Genomic DNA, 17,338 nt, shown 5'->3' on the forward strand with positions numbered 1-17,338 from the left:
CTGGCTTCTCCATGCCCCGCACCCAAGGGTGTTCATGACACATTCCACCAGCAAGGAACCGCCATGATCCGGACCACCAATCTCAATATCCGCGCGCTTACACCCATCATCGCACCGACCGATCTCAAGCAGGTCTTCCCTCTGAGCGAAGAGGCCGCGGAGTTTGTTCTAAGCAGCCGTCAGACCATCAGGGACATCCTGAATCAGCAAGATCACCGCATTATGGTGGTGGTCGGCCCCTGCTCGATCCATGACCCCAGGGCAGCCCTGGAATACGCTGAACGCCTGGCTGCACTGAAAGAAGAGCTGTCCGATCAACTGTTTCTGGTGATGCGCGTCTATTTCGAAAAACCGCGCACCACCATCGGCTGGAAAGGCCTGATCAACGATCCCGACCTCAACGGCACCCATCAGATATCCAAAGGTCTCGGAGTCGCCCGGGGTCTGCTGTGCGCCATCACCCAGATGGGACTGCCCATCGCCACGGAAATGCTCGATCCGATCACCATCCAGTATCTTTCCGACATGATCAGCTGGGGGGCCATCGGCGCACGCACTTCCGAATCCCAACCCCATCGGGAAATGGCCAGCGGTCTGTCGTTTCCTGTCGGGTTCAAGAACGGCACCGACGGCAGCCTGCAGATTGCCATCGATGCCATCGGCGCGGCCTGCCATCCGCACAGTTTTCTCGGCATCAGCCGGGACGGTCGCACCGCCATTGTCGAAACCACCGGCAACCCCGACACGCACATCGTACTGCGAGGCGGTGGTGGCAAGCCCAACTATTATCCCGAAGACATCGCACGGGCTGAAAACCTTCTGCATCGCGCCGGTCTCAAGCAGGCGATCATGGTTGACTGCAGTCATGCCAACTCCTTCAAGGATCACCAGCGGCAGGAAGAGGTTCTGGTCAACACCCTCGACCAGGTGGTGGCCGGCAACCGCTCCATCTGCTCCCTGATGATCGAAAGCAACCTCGAGGCCGGTAACCAGAGCTTGTCAGCCGACATCAAACTGCTCAAATACGGCCTTTCCATCACGGACAAGTGCGTCGACTGGGCCACCACCGAACGCATGTTGCGGCATGCCCGCGAGCGTTTGAAAAAATGCGGCGGACGCGCCATTGCCTGAAAAAAACACCGCCCGCACCGTCGCAAGGCACACCAATGGCAAAGGCGGCTTTCGGTTTTCCGAAAGCCGCCTTTTTTCATTCCCGCGCCTTATGCCGTGAAGCGCAATTCAGTCACGATGCACCAAAGCATCGACCTGCAGCTTGACATCGTCAATATTGACCCGCGTGACCTTGCCGTGTTCCCTTTCGCTGCGCACCAGTCCTTGATCCACCCATTCCAGTACCAGGGCTTTGCTGATCCCGAACCTCCCGGCCGCTTCTTCCGGGGCAAACCAGGTTTTCACCAGAGACATGAGACAGGCTCCTTTCCGCAGCCGACAGAAACCGCCATTCGGGGACTCCCCCGACAACCCGCATGCGGCAGCTTTATTTATACTTTAGAAGATGCAGGCCAACATGCAACCGGGTCAGAAACGGCAAGCCAGCAACCAGGCCGCGCCCATAACCCCTTTTACAGGGCGTTCAGCAGACGATAAATCTTCTGCTCCGCCTCCCACAGACTGGCGGCACGATCTTCCTCGCCGCATTCATTGAACAGCAGGCGAGCCCGGTCAAGCAGGTTGTGGGCCTTGAGCAGAACCGGGGTCAGTTCGTTTTCCAACCGCAACTGGGGAATATCGCCGACACTCTCTTCGTGCTGGGCAAGTTCCCGCACCGCCTGCTCAAGCAAACGCTCAACCTTGGGGTCCGCCGTACCGGTCATCAAACTGCGCACTTCATCCGCGAGGGCGCGATAACGATCTGAGATATTCATGCATACTCCTTTAAAGGGAAAACATTTCCAGGCGCCATTGTAGCAACAACCGGCTTTCGCGGACAACATCTAGCCGCCGTTTCAGCGGCGCCACGTGATTTTTTCCGTTAACCAGACCAGAGCCAGCGCCGCACTGGCCTGGAAGTTAGGCATTGACGGCGGCGGCGCGCTGCTGCTAACCTGTTAATCAGACAGTTGATGACCGGATTTTTGGACAGATCCGGTCGTACATAGCCAAGCCCTGGGGGAGTTGCCAGACTGAGAGTCCCTTTTTTTGCGGGACAACCCTTCGAACCTGATCCGGGTCATTCCGGCGTAGGGAAGCGGCGCGTAAACGACACCCCCGGAGTGTCGTCAAGGTCGCTTATGCGGCCTTTTGTTTTTTGGCAAGGATGTAGCGGATATGCAGATCTGGATCAACGAGCAAAGGCATGACGTCCCGCCGGACGCCAGCCTTTTCGGCGTTCGTGACCAATTCAGGCCGCAGGCCGACGTTATGATTGTCAACGGTTTTCCGGAAACGGCGGACCTGCCGTTGACCGAGAACGACCGTGTGGTGCTGATCCGCCGTGGTGAAACCCCATCCGCCGAGGAATTTGACGCCCTGCTGACGGCACGTCATACCCCGGGGGTGCATGAGCGCCTCAAGCATGCCTGCGTCGGCATCGCCGGTGCCGGCGGCCTCGGCTCGCCCATTGCCGCGGCACTGGCGCGCAGCGGCATAGGGAAACTGGTGGTGGCGGATTACGATGTGGTGGAACCATCCAATCTCAATCGCCAGATGTATTTTATCGACCAGATCGGCCTGCCCAAGGTCAAAGCACTGGCCGCCACCCTGGCGCGGATCAATCCCGGGGTCGCGGTGGTCACACACATCGTGCGCCTGACCCGCGACAATATCGCCACACTGTTTGCGGAGGTGGACGTCATGGTGGAGGCGCTCGACGATGCTCGGGCCAAGGCCATGCTGACCGAAACTTTCATGAGCCACTTTCCCGGCAAGCCGCTGGTTGCCGCCTCGGGCGTGGCGGGAGCGGGCTCCGCCAACACGATCGTCACCCGCCGTACCATCGGCAATCTCTACCTGGTGGGCGACGGCGAAACCGCAGCGGCTCCTGGCACCGGCCTGATGGCGCCCCGTGTCGGCGTTGCCGCCCATCATCAGGCCAATGCCGTTGTCCAGCTGCTGCTCGGCGACGTGCCTGTCTGATCCAGGGGACAGGATGATGCTGAAAATCACGATCAATGGCAAACCGCACAGCTTTCCCGAGCCGGCAACCCTTTCCGGGATCCTGTCCCATCTCGGCATCGATCCGGCACGGGTCGCCATCGAACACAACGGCACCATTCTCCTGCAGAAAGCCTTCCCCGCGACCCCGGTGGCCGCGGGTGACCAGCTGGAGATCGTGCAATTCGTCGGCGGGGGGTAACCCGCCTGAAGAGGATAAGCCCATGGATGAACTGGTTATCGCCGGTCGCCGCTTCCGTTCCAGGCTGCTGGCCGGAACCGGCAAATTCGCCTCCAACGCCCTGATGGCCCAGGCGCTTGACGCCTCCGGGGCGCAGATCGTCACCGTCGCGTTGCGCCGGGTCGATATCGACCGGCCCGACGACGATCTGCTGGCGCATATCGACCGCGACCGCTACCTGCTGCTGCCCAACACCAGCGGCGCCCGCGACGCCGAGGAGGCGGTGCGCCTGGCGCGTCTGGCCCGCGCCGCCGGCTGCGAGCCGTGGGTCAAGCTGGAAGTGACCCCCGACCCCTACTACCTGCTGCCCGACCCCATCGAAACGCTCAAGGCCGCCGAGATCCTGGTCAAGGAAGGCTTCGTGGTGCTGCCGTATATCAATGCCGACCCGGTGCTGGCCAAACGCCTGCAGGAGATCGGCACCGCCACGGTGATGCCGCTGGGGGCGCCGATCGGCACCAACAAGGGGGTGCGTACCCGCGACAGTATCGCCATCATCATCGAACAGGCCATCGTGCCGGTGGTGGTGGACGCCGGGCTGGGGGCACCGTCCCACGCCGCGGAAGCCATGGAGATGGGAGCGGACGCGGTGCTGGTGAACACCGCCCTGGCGGTGACACCGGACCCGGCGGGGATGGCGCACGCCTTCCGTCTGGGGGTCGAGGCCGGCCGCCGCGCCTACCTGGCGGGACTGCCGGCGCAGCGGCAAATGGCGGAAGCCTCCAGTCCGCTGACCGGTTTTCTGAGGGACGAGCGATGAGTTTTCTGGAGATTTTCAACGGTTATGACCGCGCCGAAGTGGCGCGGGATATCGCCGCCTGCGGCGCCGCCGATGTGCAGCGGGCGCTGGCGGCGGAACACCTGCGCCTCGGCGATTTCATGGCGCTGCTGTCGCCGGCGGCGCAAGCGTATCTGGAGCCGCTGGCGCAGAAGGCCCACCGGGTCACCCAGCGGCGCTTCGGCAAAACCATCCAGATGTTCGCGCCGCTGTATGTCTCCAACGAGTGCAGCAACGGCTGCCTGTACTGCGGATTCAACGCCGCCAACAAGGTGGCGCGGCGCACCCTGAGCCTCGACGAGGTCGAAGCCGAGGCGCGCATCCTGCGCCAGCGGGGTTTTCGTCACGTGCAGCTGCTGACCGGCGAGGCGCCGCGGGCCGTCAACGTCGACTATCTCGAAAAGGTGGTGCGGCGGGTGCGGCCGCTGTTTTCCGCCATCAGCATCGAGGTTTTTCCGATGGATGAAGCCGGCTACCGGAAAATGGTGGCGGCCGGGGTGGACAACCTGACCGTCTATCAGGAGACCTACGATCGCCAGCTGTACGATCGCCTGCATCCTTTCGGGCGCAAGAAGGATTTCGACTGGCGCCTGACCACGCCGGATCGCGGTGGCGCGGCGGGGCTGCGCTCCATCGGCGTCGGCGCGCTGCTGGGTCTGAGCGACTGGCGTACCGAGGGCTTTTTCGTCGGGCTGCACGCCCGGCATCTGGCCCGCAGCTGGTGGCGCAGCCGGGTCAATGTGTCGTTTCCGCGCCTGCGGCCGGCCGACGGCGGCTTCCAGCCCCTGGCGCCGGTCTCCGACCGCGCCCTGGTGCAGCTGCTGTGCGCCTTGCGCCTGCTGATGCCCGATGCCGGCCTGGTGCTGTCCACGCGCGAGAGCGCGGCCCTGCGCGACAGCCTGCTGCCGCTGGGCATCACCCAGCTCAGCGCCGGTTCCAGCACCGCGCCGGGCGGCTACGGACACGAGCATGACGGCAGCGAACAGTTCGCCATCAGCGACGAACGCGACGCCGAGCAGGTCTGCGCCATGCTGCGGGCCAGCGGCTACGAGCCGGTCTGGAAAGACTGGGACAGCGCTTTTCAGAACTGAGTCGGGGGGACCGCCATGTCCATGGATACAGGTGCGTTCCGCCTTTATCTGATCACCGATCGCAAAACCGTGCCGCAAGGACGCACCCTGCTTCAATGCGTGGAACAGGCCCTGTGCGGAGGTGTGCGCGCCGTCCAGTTGCGGGACAAGGATCTGCCCGCCGACGAGCTTTATCGCTGCGGTTTGGCATTACGCTCCCTGACCGCACGATTCGGCGCCAGACTGCTGGTCAACGACCGCATCGACGTGGCCCTGGCGACCGGTGCCGACGGGGTGCATCTTGGCGAGCATTCCCTGCCCACCGCCGAAGCCCGCCGTCTGCTCGGCCAGAACGCCATCATCGGCCGCTCCGTTCACCACCCTGAGGCAATCCACCCAGCCGCTCAAGAGGGAGCCGATTTCGTCACCTTCAGCCCGATCTACTTCACCCCTTCCAAAGCGCCCTTCGGTGCGCCCCAGGGCCTGGAGGCACTGCGGTGCGCCTGCGCCTGCAGTCCGCTGCCGGTACTGGCGCTGGGTGGCATCCAGCAGGGTCGCATCCGGGAGGTGCGTGCCGCCGGGGCGGCAGGCGTGGCGCTCATTTCGGCGATTCTGGCCGCCGCCAACCCCGAAGCCGCAACACGGGCCCTGCTGGCCGAAATGGATGAACCTTTGGCTTAAAGCGATTCCGGGACGCGGACCGATGATTTCTCCCGATGACTTGCTCGCCAAACGGGCATTTTCACACACAAAAAACCTGGACAATCCAAAGCTGCGGGTGACTTCGCAAAGATAAAGGCTACACTTTTCAGGACAGGACTTTTTGCTGAAGCGTGAGGGGTGGCATGGCCATTGCGATGACCTTAGGCATTCTGCTGGTGGCGGTCCTGCTGTTCGCCACCGAATGGCTGCCAATGGATATGGTCGCGCTGCTGGTCCTTCTGGCGCTGGCCATTAGCGGCATGGTCTCGATACAGGAGGCGCTCAGCGGCTTCGCCAATCCGGCGGTAATCACGGTGGCGGCCATGTTCGTCATCAGCGCCGGAATAACCCATACCGGCGCTCTGGGAAAAGCCGGCGTACTCTTCATCCATCTGGCCAAAGGCAGCGAAAACCGCCTTACCGCCATCATCATGGTCAGTGTTGCCCTGGCTTCCTCCTTTATCAACAACATCGGCGCCACCGCGGTATTGATGCCGGTCGTCATCGATGTGTGCCGCCGCCTGCATATCAGCCCTTCGAAAATGCTCATCCCCCTCGCCTACGGATCCCTGCTGGGCGGCGTCTGCACGCTGGTCGGCACCCCGCCGAACATCCTCATGAATGCCCTGCTGCAGGAATATACAGGGGAGCGCTTCGGCCTGTTTTCCTTCACCCCGGTGGGGCTCGTGATCGTTACCGTCGGTATCGGATACATGCTGCTGCTCGGCCGGCGGTTGCTGCCGGTGCGCAAATCCGGGCAACTGACCGAAGCCTACCAGGTGAAGGAATACATTACGCAGGCGGAAATCCTGCCGGACTCGCCGATCGCCGGCCAGACCATCGCCGGCAGCAGTCTGGAGCGGGACTTTCAGCTGCGGGTGCGAGCCATCCTGCGCGGCAGGGAAAAAATTCCCGCGCCGCGCCGTAACCGCAAATTGCGCAGCGGCGATATCCTGTTTCTCGAAGGCAACCCCCAGGGCATCCTCAAGGTGATAAAAGCCAAGGGATTGGAGTTGATTCCGGAACGGGATAACCCTCCGCCACATCGCGGCAAGGAATTGATGGTGATCGAAGCCTCCCTGACCCCCAACAGTGAAATGGCCGGCAAGACCTTGCGCCAGGTACGGTTCCGGGAGACCTACGGACTCAACGTCCTGGCCTTGTGGCGTCAGGGCGCGCCGGTGGTCAAAAAAGTCGATCATGTCGTGTTGCGATTTGGTGATGTGCTGCTTCTGCAGGGGGACGAGGCGGGAATCGCGCACCTGGGCCGCGAACACGGTTTTTTGCTGCTGGGCGGGATTGAACCGACACCCTATCGGCCACGGCAGGCCCCCATGGCGCTGCTGGTGCTGGCCGGGGTGATTCTGTTGACGGTGACCGAGAGCCTGTCTATCGCCCTGGCCGCCCCTTTAGGCGCGGTGGCCATGGTGCTCAGCGGCTGTCTCAATATGCAGGAAGCCTATGAGAGCATTGACTGGCGCATCCTTCTGCTGATTGCCGGCACCCTGCCACTGGGCCTGGCTCTGCAGAACAGCGGAGCCGCAAGCCTGCTGGCGCAAAACATCCTGCATCTGATCGGGCACTGGGGCCCCATGGCGGTGCTGGCGGTGTTTTTCCTGCTCACCTCGCTGCTGACCGAAATCATGAGCCATGCCGCCGCAGCGGTGCTGATTGCACCGGTGGTACTGCATGCGGCCACCTCCCTGCAGGTTTCGCCACGACCGTTTTTCATGGCCGTGGCCGTGGCCGCGTCATCCTGCTTCATGACCCCCATAAGCCATCAGTCCAACGCATTGGTGATGGGGCCGGGTGGCTACCGTTTTTCCGATTTCGCCCGCACCGGCACCCTCCTCAACCTGCTGGTATGGGCCTGCGCATCCTTGATGATTCCCCTTTTATTCCCGTTCTGAAAGCCGGGAGGCTCAGCGCCGGCGGTGCCGCACCAGGCCCCAGTGTTCCACTCCGTAAGCCAGCCCCAGTCCTCCCAGAAACCCGCCGATATGCGCGCCATGGGCAACGCCGCCGGAGGCTCCGCCATTGGCCAGGAACGGCAGCAGATTATCGATAACCAGATACACGCCAAGCACCAGTCGGGCCGGCAGCAGCACCGTGGTCATCAAAAACGGGAAAAGAAAAATGAAAGTCTTGACCTGATTGCGGGGAAACCACAAAAAATAGCACCCCAGAACTCCGGATATCGCCCCGGAAGCCCCCACCAGGGGCACCTGGGATCCCGGTACGAACAGGGCAAAAAACAATGTCGCCGCCACGCCGCTCGTCAGGTAGACCAGAAGATATCCAACAGCGCCGAGGCGTGCTTCGACGTTGTTGCCAAAAATATACAAAAACAGCATATTGCCGGCCAGATGCATCCATCCGCCATGCAGGAACATGCAGGAAAACAGGCTGGTAAGGGAAGGTTCCGCGGGACGGAAACCGTAGCGGAAAACAAACAGGTCGTAGCTGCTGATCTGCTGCAGAAGCTCCCGGGCAGAGACTAATCCCCGCACCCCGTGACTGCGCAGATACTCCAGCAGCAACGGATCGGAAGGGTCGGCGCGCGACAGGGTCAGAGGCAGGCTGATACCGATAAACACGGCAATGTTGAGTCCAATCAGCAGCCAGTTGGCATAGGCCGTGACACGCGGGTTGGGGGTATCACCAAAGGGCAGGAACATACACTCTCCCTCGACCGGTACCGCCAGCTCGCAACGACCCCGCCACAACACGACGGGCGGGACGACAGCACCCTGCCGAACAAAAATTGTTTAACGAAAGGCCTTCCATCGGGTATCATGCCGGTACATTTTACCATAACCGGCGTAGGCGCACGGATTGTTGTGTTTCGCCGCCCGGAAGGTATCATTACATAAACCTCCGGAGGATGAAATCTTGTCCCTGCTTTATACCCTCGACCTGATCGGCACAGCGGCTTTCGCGGCTTCCGGCGCCCTGGCCGGCATTCGACGCAGAATGGATCTGTTCGGCGTCCTGGTCCTGGGGTTGGTCACCGCCATCGGAGGAGGTACCCTGAGGGATCTTCTGCTTGGCGACAATCCCCCATTCTGTTTCCGGAATGAAGGCTATCTTTACCTGAGTCTGGGGGTCGCCCTGTTAACTTTCGTTCTCCATCGGCACCTTGGCGGTTTTCGGCAGCCGCTGCTGTTTTTCGACGCCATCGGCCTGGGAACCTTCGTGGTCATCGGCACCGAAAAGGCGCTGCATTTCAAGCTGGGTTTTCTGGGCGCAGTCCTGATGGGGGTCGTCACAGCTACCGCCGGAGGCATTATGCGGGACGTTCTGGCGAACCAGATCCCACTGATATTGCGCAAGGAGATCTACGCTTCAGCATGCCTGGCCGGCGCCGCTTTGCTGGCTTTGTTCATCCGTTTCGGCGTTGCCCGATCGCCGGCCCTGCTGGTGGCCGCCGTCACGGTCAGCGCATTGCGGCTGTTTGCCATCCACTTCAACTGGGCGCTGCCACGCGCCCGGGATTGACATCCGAAACAGGAGGATTGCCATGCATACAGTCAGATTGCTCGATGACACCCTTTTTCAGGTCGGCAAGATTCTTTGCGTGGCTCGCAATTACCGGTCCCACGCCGATGAACTGGGTAATGAACCGCCCAATGAACCGGTATTTTTTCTGAAGCCCTCCAGCAGCATCATCGGCCCCAGAGAAAATGCCGTGATCCCGCCTTACAGCAGGCTCTGCCACCACGAAATCGAGTTGGCGGTACTCATCGGAAAATGGGGCCGCAACATACCGGAAGCGGAGGCCATGAACCATGTCGCCGGCTACGGCGTCGCCATCGATCTGACCCTGCGGGACGTACAGCAACGCCTCAAGGCGCAGGGCCTGCCATGGGACCAGGCCAAAGGGTTCGACACCTCCTGCCCCCTGTCCGATTTCGTACCGGCCGGACAGGTTCCCGACCCCCACGCCCTGCGTCTTACCCTGTCAGTCAACGGCGAAACCCGGCAGGATGGCAATACGGCGGAAATGATCTTCAAAATCCCGGCCCTGATCAGCGCCGCATCGGCCATTTTTACCCTGGAAAAAGGTGACATCCTGCTGACCGGAACGCCTGCGGGCGTCGGACCGGTGGTTCAGGGGGATCAGATCTGCGCGGAGATCGAAGGGGTGAACTGGCTGAACATCGGTATTCAGTGAAACGGTGAGTTGATGTCACTCCGGGCGCGTTGCCGCGCCTCGTTGGCGCACTGATGCGCCCGGCGAATCGGCTCCGGCAGACGATAACGCCCGGTGCAGGCCAGCACCAGCTCCGCAGCGCCGGGCACGTCCATCATATGCCCCGGAGAAACATACAGTGGCCTGATGCCATCACGGGTGGTAAGAACCGTGCCGACAACGGTGCCGTCCAAAACCAGCGGCACCCGCTCGCCACGTCTGCGGCCCGGCGGCGGGTGTTCCCCGCACAGTCGGCTTTTGGCACAACCGACGGTAGGCAGGCCAAGCCACAATCCGAGATGGCTCGCCAGGCCCAGGCGACGGGGATGCGCAATACCCTGGCCGTCCACCAGCACCGCATCCGGTGTACTCCGCAATTTCCGGAAAGCCTCAAGCACCACCGGCAACTCACGGAAGGACAACAACCCGGGCACATAGGGGAAGCGAATCTCGATGGCGGCACAGACCGCCTCGACGCACGCCATGTCGGCTAAATCCACGACCACCACTGCGGCATGAAACAGCGAGTCGCCACGCCGGAAGGAGACATCGACACCGGCCACATGGCGCAGGTTCTGGGGCAGCCGGCTTTCCGTGCAAACACGATGCGCCAGGGCCTTTTGCAATGCGATCGCCTGCCGGGGTGTCATGCACCAACCGTGAAGCTCGGCAAACTCCATACCCCTTGCGCTTCTCTCTCGATAGAGGCCGCCGGAACAAAACAGACGGCGGCACCCACCTATACGCACGGCCGGGCATCAGTCCGGCCCCGCTGTTCCTAAAGTTTGCAGCGCAGCAATTTGCGACCGCTTTCAAACAGGATTTCCACCTTGTTGGGCGGCACCATATCCACCACAATGCCGATGCCGAAAGCAGGGTGGTCGACAGCGTCCCCCTTTTTGAACGATCTGTCCATAGCATAGGGCACACTCTGCCCCGAGCGCAAGCGCGCAGCGGCCTCCTGCCATTGTTGCTCGTCCTGCATTACCGCCTTCGGCTTGCGTTGCGCCCCGGGTTGACGGGCCGGTGACGTTTTCCGCGCCGGTTCGCTCTTGACCCTGGGAGCACGATAATTGTGATCGCCATCGCAGGTATTGCAGCGCACGCGAACGGGCTGGCCCCCGATCATGGCGATAATCGTATGGTTTGTCACGGCTTTGCAACGGGTGCAACGAGCCTCGATAATATCTCCTGCCGACAACTGCTTACTCATACATCTCCTCTGAACCAAAGAAAAAACCACAGGGACTACCGCCCTGTGGCAACGCGTATTGCGTGGGACGAAATTTATCATCTTCGACACGAACCTGTCAAGGAATGCCGGGCCGTCCCCGATATTGCATCGCAACGTAAAAGCGGCCCCCGAAGATCCTTTCCGGGGGCCGCCTGATGTTGCGGACAGGACAAGGAACCCTGCAGCCTATCCCCGCTCCTCAAGCAACGCCGCATGGGCTGCCGCGAGACGGGCGATGGGGACCCGATAGGGGGAGCAGGAAACGTAATCGAGGCCGGCATTGTGGCAAAAGATCACACTGGAAGGTTCGCCGCCGTGCTCGCCGCAGATGCCGAGTTTGATGCCGGGGCGGGTCTTGCGCCCCTTCTCGCAGCCGATGCGAACCAGTTGCCCGACGCCATCCTGGTCGAGAACCACAAAGGGATCCTGCGGCAGAATGTCGCGCGACACGTAAAACGGCAGGAACTTGCCGGCATCATCGCGAGACAGGCCGAAGGCGGTCTGCGTAAGGTCATTGGTGCCGAAGGAGAAAAATTCGGCCTCGCGGGCGATTTCGTCGGCGGTAAGCGCGGCACGCGGCAACTCGATCATGGTGCCGATCAGGTATTTGACCTGCACGCCATAGCGGGCGATCACCTCGTCGGCGACCCGGATGACGCGGGGCCGCAGAAGCTTGAGTTCCGCGACATGACCGACCAGCGGAATCATGATCTCGGGCACAATTTCAAAACCTTCCTCGGACACCAACTCGCAGGCCGCCTCCATGATCGCCTGCACCTGCATGTCATAGATTTCGGGAAAGGTCACGCCCAGGCGGCAACCGCGGTGGCCGAGCATCGGATTGAATTCGTGCAGATATTCGACCTTCTGCTTGAGAATCTTGGCCGCAACGTTCATCACGCCGGCAAGTTCTTCAAGCTCCTTGTCGGTATGGGGCAAAAACTCGTGCAGCGGCGGATCGAGCAGGCGGATGGTAACCGGCAGCCCCTTCATTTCGCGGAACAGCCCGAGGAAATCGCCTTTCTGCATGGGCAGAATCTTGCTCAGCGCCAGCTTGCGTCCCTCGACGTCCTCGGCTAGGATCATTTCGCGCATCGCCATGATGCGGTCGCCCTCGAAAAACATGTGCTCGGTGCGACAAAGCCCGATCCCCTCGGCGCCGAAATTGCGGGCCACGGCGGCATCGTTGGGGGTATCGGCGTTGGTACGCACACGCAGTCGCCGGAACTGATCGACCCACTCCATGAGCTTGCCGAAATCACCGGTCAGCGAAGGCTGCACCGTATCGACGGAACCCTTCATCACTTCCCCGGTGGAGCCATCGAGGGTAATGACGTCGCCCTTTTTAAAGACTTCGCCGGCAGCGGTGGCAAACTGCTGGGTCTTGTAGTCGACCTTGATGGAGCCGCAGCCGGCCACACAGCACTTGCCCATGCCGCGCGCCACCACGGCAGCGTGGGAGGTCATGCCGCCGCGAGCGGTCAGAATGCCCTGGGCGGCGTTCATGCCATGGATATCCTCGGGGCTGGTTTCGATCCGCACCAGGATGACTTTAAGGCCGAGTTTGGCGGCATTTTCGGCATCCTCGGCGGAAAATACGATTTCGCCACTGGCGGCGCCCGGGGAAGCGGGAAGACCGGTGGCGATGATTTCCTTGCGCGCCCTGGGATCGAGGGACGGATGCAGCAGCTGGTCGAGTTGCTCCGGAGCGACCCGCAGCACGGCGGTTTTCTTGTCGATGAGACCTTCCCTGACCATGTCCACGGCAATCTTCACCGCCGCTGTGGCGGTGCGCTTGCCCCCGCGAGTCTGCAGCATGTAGAGCTTGTCTTTTTCGATGGTAAACTCGATGTCCTGCATGTCGCGATAATGCTTTTCCAGCAACTGGCGAATGTCCAGCAGCTGCTGATAGCATTCCGGCATGACTTCCTCGAGGGACGGCAGCTGACCGTCGCTGCTGTCCTTGTCGATGGGCTGCGGGGTACGGATGCCGGCAACCACGTCCTCGCCCTGGGCATTGAGCAGAAACTCACCGAAAAAGCGGTTTTCGCCGGTGGACGGGTTGCGGGTGAAAGCGACTCCGGTGGCGCAGTCATCGCCCATGTTGCCGAACACCATGGCCTGGACATTGACAGCGGTGCCCCAGTCGGCGGGGATGTTGTTGAGTTTGCGATAGGTGACGGCGCGAGGATTCATCCAGGATCCGAACACCGCATTGATGGCGCCCCAGAGCTGCTCTTCGGGATCGTCGGGAAATTCCTGGTTCAGAGTTTCCTTGACCTTGGCCTTGAACAGCGCAACCAGCTGCTTCATGTCGTCGCCGGTCAGCTCGGTATCGAGATCGACGCCGCGGGTCTCCTTCATGTTCTCCAGAATGTGCTCGAGAATCTCGCCGTCCATGCCAAGCACGACGTTGGAGTACATCTGAATGAAACGCCGATAGGAGTCGTAGGCGAAGCGATCGTCGCCGCTCTGCGCGATCAGACCCTGGACAGTGGTATCGTTGAGCCCCAGGTTGAGAACCGTATCCATCATGCCGGGCATGGACACCCGACTGCCGGAGCGCACCGACAGCAGCATAGGGTTGGCCGGGTCTCCAAAGCGCTTGTCCATGGCCAGTTCCAGTTTTTGAAGATTTTCGGCAACCTCCTCGCGTACCCCTTCGGGATAGCGGCGGTCGTTGCGATAAAATTCAGTGCAAAGCTCGGTGGTAAGCGTGAAACCTGCGGGCACCGGCAGACCGATAGCCGTCATCTCGGCGAGATTGGCGCCTTTGCCGCCAAGCAGGTTGCGCATCTGGCCTCCGCCCTCGGTCTGGTTGGCGCCGAAGAAATAAACGTACTTTGCAGCCATTATTGAGTTCCTCCTGAAGGATTTGGTATGCAGCCGTTCAACGGCAGCGTTGAGCTCCGCATCATTGATGAGTCAGGCAGCGATTTTCGAAAAGTCGGCAATCCCCTGGAACAAGCGTGCCACCCTGGTCAGCAATGCAAGCCGATTGGTCTTGAGCGTCTCGTCCGGGGCCATCACCATGACCCCTTCAAACAGGTCGTCGACAGCCGGCCGCAGCTCTCCGACCGTACGCAGGGCATCCAGATAGGCACCTTCTGCGACATATTGTTCAAAACGACCGTTCACCTGTTGCAACGCCGCCAAAAGCCGCCCCTCGCAATCCGCCTCGAACAGATCGGCTTGCACCGGAGCATCGACGCCGCCCTTGACAATGTTGACGACCCGCTTGAAGGTTATCGCCAGAGCGGCGAATTCTTCCTCCTCGCGAAACGCCGCCAGCCCCCTGACCCGCTGCAGGGCTTCGACAGGATCGTCGAAAGCTGCACTCAAGACAGCATCCACGACATCGTTGGGCAACCCCTGGGAAGAAAGCATGTTGAAGAATCGCAGGCGGATGAATTCCAGCACCTCGGCGGATACCTCGGCAGAGGGCCGGGTCAGCTTGTCTGCCAGCAGTTCCAGGCTGCGACTGACAAGGGCGGGCAAGGACAGCCGGTAACCGCGATCGAGAACAATATTGAGAATGCCGATGGCGCTGCGCCGCAACGCGAAGGGGTCCGCAGTCCCGGTGGGTATCAACCCGACCCCGAAACAGCCGCAGATCGAATCGAGCTTGTCGGCAATGGAGACAAACGCCCCGACATCGTCGCCGGGCAGATTACCGCCCGCCTGAAGCGGCAGGTAATGTTCGAAAACAGCGCGCGCAACACGGGGGTCCTCACCGTCGAGAAGGGCATATTCCCTGCCCATGACTCCCTGCAGCTCGGGAAATTCAAAAACCATGCCCGTTTCAAGATCGCACTTGGCGAGTAACGCCGCACGTTCGGTCAGGCGAGCCGCGTCGGGCGCCAGTCGGTCCGCCAGTTCCACGGCCAGGGTTTTAAATCGCATGACTTTTTCGTAGCTGGTTCCAAGCCGGGCCTGGTAAACGACATTTTTCAGGGCATCGAGGCGGCTTTCCAGGCGGATCTTGCGATCCTCTTTCCAGAAAAACATGGCATCGGACAGACGCGCGCGCAACACCCTTTCATTACCCCGCTGCACCACGGTGAGGTCTTCGGCGCGCGTATTGGAAATGGTCACAAAACGCGGCAGCAGCCGACCCTCATCGTCCACCACGGTAAAATATCGCTGGTGCTCCCGCATGACCGTGATCAGCAGTTCCGGTGGCAATTGCAGATAAGCCTCCTCGAAGCCGCCGATTACCGCCGTCGGATATTCCACCAGAAACGCCACTTCGTCGAGCAGTTCCTCGTCGGGATTGAGCCGCCCTCCGGTGCGGGAAACGACTTCAGCCAACTGCTCCCTGATCATCTCCTGGCGGCAGGCCGGATCGACAACCACAAAACGCCGCTGCGTCTCCTCTAGATACTGGTCGAGTCCGGTCACCTCGAATGTCTCGGGTGCCATGAACCGGTGTCCCCGCGAAAACGTGCCGCTGGCCAGGTTGCCATAGGAAAACGGCACCAGCTGTCCGTCGAAGAGGGCGACGATCCAGTGCATAGGGCGGGCGAAGCGGATATCGAGATCCTTCCAGCGCATCGATTTTTTAAAGGGGATGGCGCCAATGATGCGGGGCAGCATTTCGGGCAGCAGTTCCAGCGTCGGGCGCCCTTCGACGACCTTGCAGACAAACAGGTATTCCCCCTTGTCCGTCTGCCGCCGTTCAAGATCGGAAACGTCGACGCCGTTGCTGCGGGCAAACCCCAGAGCGGCCCTGGTCGGCTGGCCGTCGGCATCGAAAGCCACGGCAACGGAGGGGCCCGAAGCCGTCACTTCCTGGCGTTCCTGACCGCGGGCGACCCCATCGACCGCCACCACCAACCGGCGGGGTGTGGCAAAGGTTCGCACCGACTCAAAGCCGATACGCGCGTTTTCAAGTTCTTTGCGAACCAGCCGTTCAAGATCGGCCATGGCCGTCGGCAGAAAACCGGCAGGGATTTCCTCGGTACCAATTTCCAGGAACAGTTCAGCAGACATGAGCGCTCCGTTATTTCAAAAAAAAGCAAGCCACGGAAAAGCATTTTTCCGTGGCGCGGTTACCTGTTGCAGGGAATTTACCGCCCTTTGATGAGGGGAAATCCGAGCTTTTCCCGCTGGGCGACATACCCTTCGGCGCACAGCCGTGCCAGGTTGCGCACCCGGCCGATATAGTGGGCCCGCTCCGTGACGGAAATCGCCCCGCGCGCATCGAGCAGGTTGAAGGAATGGGAGGCTTTCAGCACGTAGTCGTAGGCCGGCAGCACCAGCTGTTTTTGCGCCAGGCGGACAGATTCCTTTTCATACATGTCGAACAACTGGAACAACATGCCGGTATCGGCTTCTTCGAAATTGTAGGTGGAGAACTCCACCTCGGACTGATGGTGCACGTCACCGTATCGGATGCCGTCGATCCATTCGAGATCGTACACATTGTCGACACCCTGCAGATACATGGCGATGCGCTCGCAACCGTAGGTGATCTCCGCGGAAACCGGCTTCAGATCGATACCGCCGACCTGCTGAAAATAGGTGAACTGGGTGATTTCCATGCCGTCCAGCCATACCTCCCAGCCAAGCCCCCAGGCGCCCAGTGTCGGAGATTCCCAGTCATCCTCGACAAAGCGTATATCGTGCCGCGACGGGCTGATGCCGAAACTTCTGAGAGAGTCGAGGTAGAGTTCCTGGATATTCATGGGCGAGGGCTTCATGATCACCTGGAACTGATAGTAATGCTGAAGGCGGTTGGGATTCTCTCCGTAACGGCCGTCGGTCGGGCGCCGGGAAGGCTCCACATAGGCCACGTTCCAGGGCTCCGGACCGAGCACGCGCAAAAAGGTGGCAGGGTTGAAGGTCCCCGCGCCTTTTTCCATGTCGTAGGGCTGCTGAATGATACAACCTTGCCCGGCCCAGTAATTCTGCAAGGCCAGAATGAGTTCTTGAAAAGTCACGATACCTCCAGGTCCGGACGATGCCGACCCGCACGGGGAGCACCTTTCCGGCTTCGGAATGCACT

The 17,338-nt window shown here is 61.1% G+C and carries 17 protein-coding genes and 1 riboswitch; of the genes, 9 read left to right on the plus strand and 8 right to left on the minus strand.

Translation table 11 applies throughout. The features are described 5' to 3' along the window. Nucleotides 1-63 precede the first annotated feature (63 nt). Nucleotides 64-1,131 (plus strand): 3-deoxy-7-phosphoheptulonate synthase, encoded by a 1,068-nt coding sequence (locus A6070_RS12750; protein ID WP_072286132.1) that lies wholly within the window; start codon nucleotides 64-66, stop codon nucleotides 1,129-1,131. A gap of 108 nt (nucleotides 1,132-1,239) precedes the next feature. Here A6070_RS12750 and A6070_RS12755 read toward each other — a convergent pair whose 3' ends face one another. Both A6070_RS12755 and A6070_RS12760 read right to left on the minus strand, forming a co-directional pair. Continuing rightward, nucleotides 1,240-1,425 (minus strand): MerR family transcriptional regulator, encoded by a 186-nt coding sequence (locus A6070_RS12755; protein WP_072286133.1) that lies wholly within the window; start codon nucleotides 1,423-1,425, stop codon nucleotides 1,240-1,242. A gap of 158 nt (nucleotides 1,426-1,583) precedes the next feature. Then, the gene (locus A6070_RS12760; RefSeq protein ID WP_072286134.1) at nucleotides 1,584-1,886 is read right to left on the minus strand and encodes a hypothetical protein; all 303 of its coding nucleotides are present in this window, start codon (nucleotides 1,884-1,886) and stop codon (nucleotides 1,584-1,586) included. A 233-nt stretch (nucleotides 1,887-2,119) separates the two neighbouring features. Then, nucleotides 2,120-2,226, plus strand: a riboswitch (TPP riboswitch). 63 nt (nucleotides 2,227-2,289) lie between these two features. On the opposite strand from A6070_RS12760, the gene thiF reads away from it, so the two are divergent. The 6 genes from thiF (at nucleotide 2,290) to A6070_RS12790 (ending at nucleotide 7,815) form a co-directional block, all read left to right on the plus strand. Then, nucleotides 2,290-3,096, plus strand: coding sequence for a sulfur carrier protein ThiS adenylyltransferase ThiF (thiF, locus tag A6070_RS12765; RefSeq protein WP_072286135.1), 807 nt, complete (start codon nucleotides 2,290-2,292; stop codon nucleotides 3,094-3,096). A 13-nt stretch (nucleotides 3,097-3,109) separates the two neighbouring features. Then, entirely contained in the window at nucleotides 3,110-3,316 is a 207-nt protein-coding gene (thiS, locus tag A6070_RS12770) for a sulfur carrier protein ThiS (protein WP_235605462.1), read from the plus strand. Between the two features lie 22 nt (nucleotides 3,317-3,338). After that, on the plus strand, nucleotides 3,339-4,115 hold the full coding sequence (locus A6070_RS12775) for a thiazole synthase (protein ID WP_072286136.1): 777 nt from the start codon (nucleotides 3,339-3,341) through the stop codon (nucleotides 4,113-4,115). Continuing rightward, on the plus strand, nucleotides 4,112-5,224 hold the full coding sequence (gene thiH / locus A6070_RS12780) for a 2-iminoacetate synthase ThiH (RefSeq protein WP_072286137.1): 1,113 nt from the start codon (nucleotides 4,112-4,114) through the stop codon (nucleotides 5,222-5,224). Before A6070_RS12775 ends, thiH begins: the two co-directional genes overlap by 4 nt. A 21-nt stretch (nucleotides 5,225-5,245) precedes the next feature. Further along, a complete protein-coding gene (gene thiE, locus A6070_RS12785; protein ID WP_072288004.1) occupies nucleotides 5,246-5,884 on the plus strand; it encodes a thiamine phosphate synthase in 639 nt (212 codons plus the stop codon). A 164-nt stretch (nucleotides 5,885-6,048) separates the two neighbouring features. Then, nucleotides 6,049-7,815, plus strand: a complete 1,767-nt coding sequence (locus A6070_RS12790; RefSeq protein ID WP_072286138.1) for an SLC13 family permease — start codon at nucleotides 6,049-6,051, stop codon at nucleotides 7,813-7,815. Between the two features lie 12 nt (nucleotides 7,816-7,827). On the opposite strand, the gene A6070_RS12795 is transcribed toward A6070_RS12790, so the two are convergent. Further along, a complete protein-coding gene (locus tag A6070_RS12795) occupies nucleotides 7,828-8,583 on the minus strand; it encodes a rhomboid family intramembrane serine protease (protein ID WP_072286139.1) in 756 nt (251 codons plus the stop codon). A gap of 214 nt (nucleotides 8,584-8,797) precedes the next feature. Between A6070_RS12795 and A6070_RS12800 the strand changes: the two genes are divergently transcribed. Next, on the plus strand, nucleotides 8,798-9,403 hold the full coding sequence (locus A6070_RS12800; RefSeq protein ID WP_072286140.1) for a trimeric intracellular cation channel family protein: 606 nt from the start codon (nucleotides 8,798-8,800) through the stop codon (nucleotides 9,401-9,403). A 22-nt stretch (nucleotides 9,404-9,425) separates the two neighbouring features. Then, nucleotides 9,426-10,079 (plus strand): fumarylacetoacetate hydrolase family protein, encoded by a 654-nt coding sequence (locus tag A6070_RS12805; RefSeq protein WP_072286141.1) that lies wholly within the window; start codon nucleotides 9,426-9,428, stop codon nucleotides 10,077-10,079. On the opposite strand, the gene nfi is transcribed toward A6070_RS12805, so the two are convergent. The 5 genes from nfi to glyQ all read right to left on the minus strand — a co-directional run bounded on the left by nfi (nucleotide 10,073) and on the right by glyQ (nucleotide 17,273). Then, on the minus strand, nucleotides 10,073-10,777 hold the full coding sequence (gene nfi, locus A6070_RS12810; protein WP_072286142.1) for a deoxyribonuclease V: 705 nt from the start codon (nucleotides 10,775-10,777) through the stop codon (nucleotides 10,073-10,075). The genes A6070_RS12805 and nfi overlap by 7 nt on opposite strands. A gap of 98 nt (nucleotides 10,778-10,875) precedes the next feature. Continuing rightward, nucleotides 10,876-11,310 carry a hypothetical protein gene (locus tag A6070_RS12815; RefSeq protein ID WP_072286143.1) on the minus strand — a complete coding sequence of 145 codons (435 nt, stop codon included), beginning with the start codon at nucleotides 11,308-11,310 and terminating at the stop codon, nucleotides 10,876-10,878. Between the two features lie 207 nt (nucleotides 11,311-11,517). Then, nucleotides 11,518-14,184, minus strand: coding sequence for a pyruvate, phosphate dikinase (gene ppdK / locus A6070_RS12820; RefSeq protein WP_072286144.1), 2,667 nt, complete (start codon nucleotides 14,182-14,184; stop codon nucleotides 11,518-11,520). Nucleotides 14,185-14,256: 72 nt separating this feature from the next. Continuing rightward, nucleotides 14,257-16,323 carry a glycine--tRNA ligase subunit beta gene (gene glyS / locus A6070_RS12825; RefSeq protein WP_072286145.1) on the minus strand — a complete coding sequence of 689 codons (2,067 nt, stop codon included), beginning with the start codon at nucleotides 16,321-16,323 and terminating at the stop codon, nucleotides 14,257-14,259. Between the two features lie 77 nt (nucleotides 16,324-16,400). Beyond that, on the minus strand, nucleotides 16,401-17,273 hold the full coding sequence (gene glyQ, locus A6070_RS12830) for a glycine--tRNA ligase subunit alpha (RefSeq protein ID WP_072286146.1): 873 nt from the start codon (nucleotides 17,271-17,273) through the stop codon (nucleotides 16,401-16,403). Nucleotides 17,274-17,338: the final 65 nt, after the last annotated feature.

The sequence above is a fragment of the Syntrophotalea acetylenica genome (assembly GCF_001888165.1).
In the GTDB taxonomy this organism is placed as follows: Bacteria; Desulfobacterota; Desulfuromonadia; order Desulfuromonadales; family Syntrophotaleaceae; genus Syntrophotalea; species Syntrophotalea acetylenica.

Excerpts from the sequence above, each read along its gene's own strand:
- A6070_RS12750 (WP_072286132.1), top strand. The coding sequence starts at position 64 with ATGATCCGGACCACCAATCTCAATATCCGCGCGCTTACACCCATCATC.
- A6070_RS12755 (WP_072286133.1), bottom strand. The coding sequence starts at position 1,425 with ATGTCTCTGGTGAAAACCTGGTTTGCCCCGGAAGAAGCGGCCGGGAGG.
- A6070_RS12760 (WP_072286134.1), bottom strand. The coding sequence starts at position 1,886 with ATGAATATCTCAGATCGTTATCGCGCCCTCGCGGATGAAGTGCGCAGT.
- thiF (WP_072286135.1), top strand. The coding sequence starts at position 2,290 with ATGCAGATCTGGATCAACGAGCAAAGGCATGACGTCCCGCCGGACGCC.
- thiS (WP_235605462.1), top strand. The coding sequence starts at position 3,110 with ATGATGCTGAAAATCACGATCAATGGCAAACCGCACAGCTTTCCCGAG.
- A6070_RS12775 (WP_072286136.1), top strand. The coding sequence starts at position 3,339 with ATGGATGAACTGGTTATCGCCGGTCGCCGCTTCCGTTCCAGGCTGCTG.
- thiH (WP_072286137.1), top strand. The coding sequence starts at position 4,112 with ATGAGTTTTCTGGAGATTTTCAACGGTTATGACCGCGCCGAAGTGGCG.
- thiE (WP_072288004.1), top strand. The coding sequence starts at position 5,246 with ATGGATACAGGTGCGTTCCGCCTTTATCTGATCACCGATCGCAAAACC.
- A6070_RS12790 (WP_072286138.1), top strand. The coding sequence starts at position 6,049 with ATGGCCATTGCGATGACCTTAGGCATTCTGCTGGTGGCGGTCCTGCTG.
- A6070_RS12795 (WP_072286139.1), bottom strand. The coding sequence starts at position 8,583 with ATGTTCCTGCCCTTTGGTGATACCCCCAACCCGCGTGTCACGGCCTAT.
- A6070_RS12805 (WP_072286141.1), top strand. The coding sequence starts at position 9,426 with ATGCATACAGTCAGATTGCTCGATGACACCCTTTTTCAGGTCGGCAAG.
- nfi (WP_072286142.1), bottom strand. The coding sequence starts at position 10,777 with ATGGAGTTTGCCGAGCTTCACGGTTGGTGCATGACACCCCGGCAGGCG.
- A6070_RS12815 (WP_072286143.1), bottom strand. The coding sequence starts at position 11,310 with ATGAGTAAGCAGTTGTCGGCAGGAGATATTATCGAGGCTCGTTGCACC.
- ppdK (WP_072286144.1), bottom strand. The coding sequence starts at position 14,184 with ATGGCTGCAAAGTACGTTTATTTCTTCGGCGCCAACCAGACCGAGGGC.
- glyS (WP_072286145.1), bottom strand. The coding sequence starts at position 16,323 with ATGTCTGCTGAACTGTTCCTGGAAATTGGTACCGAGGAAATCCCTGCC.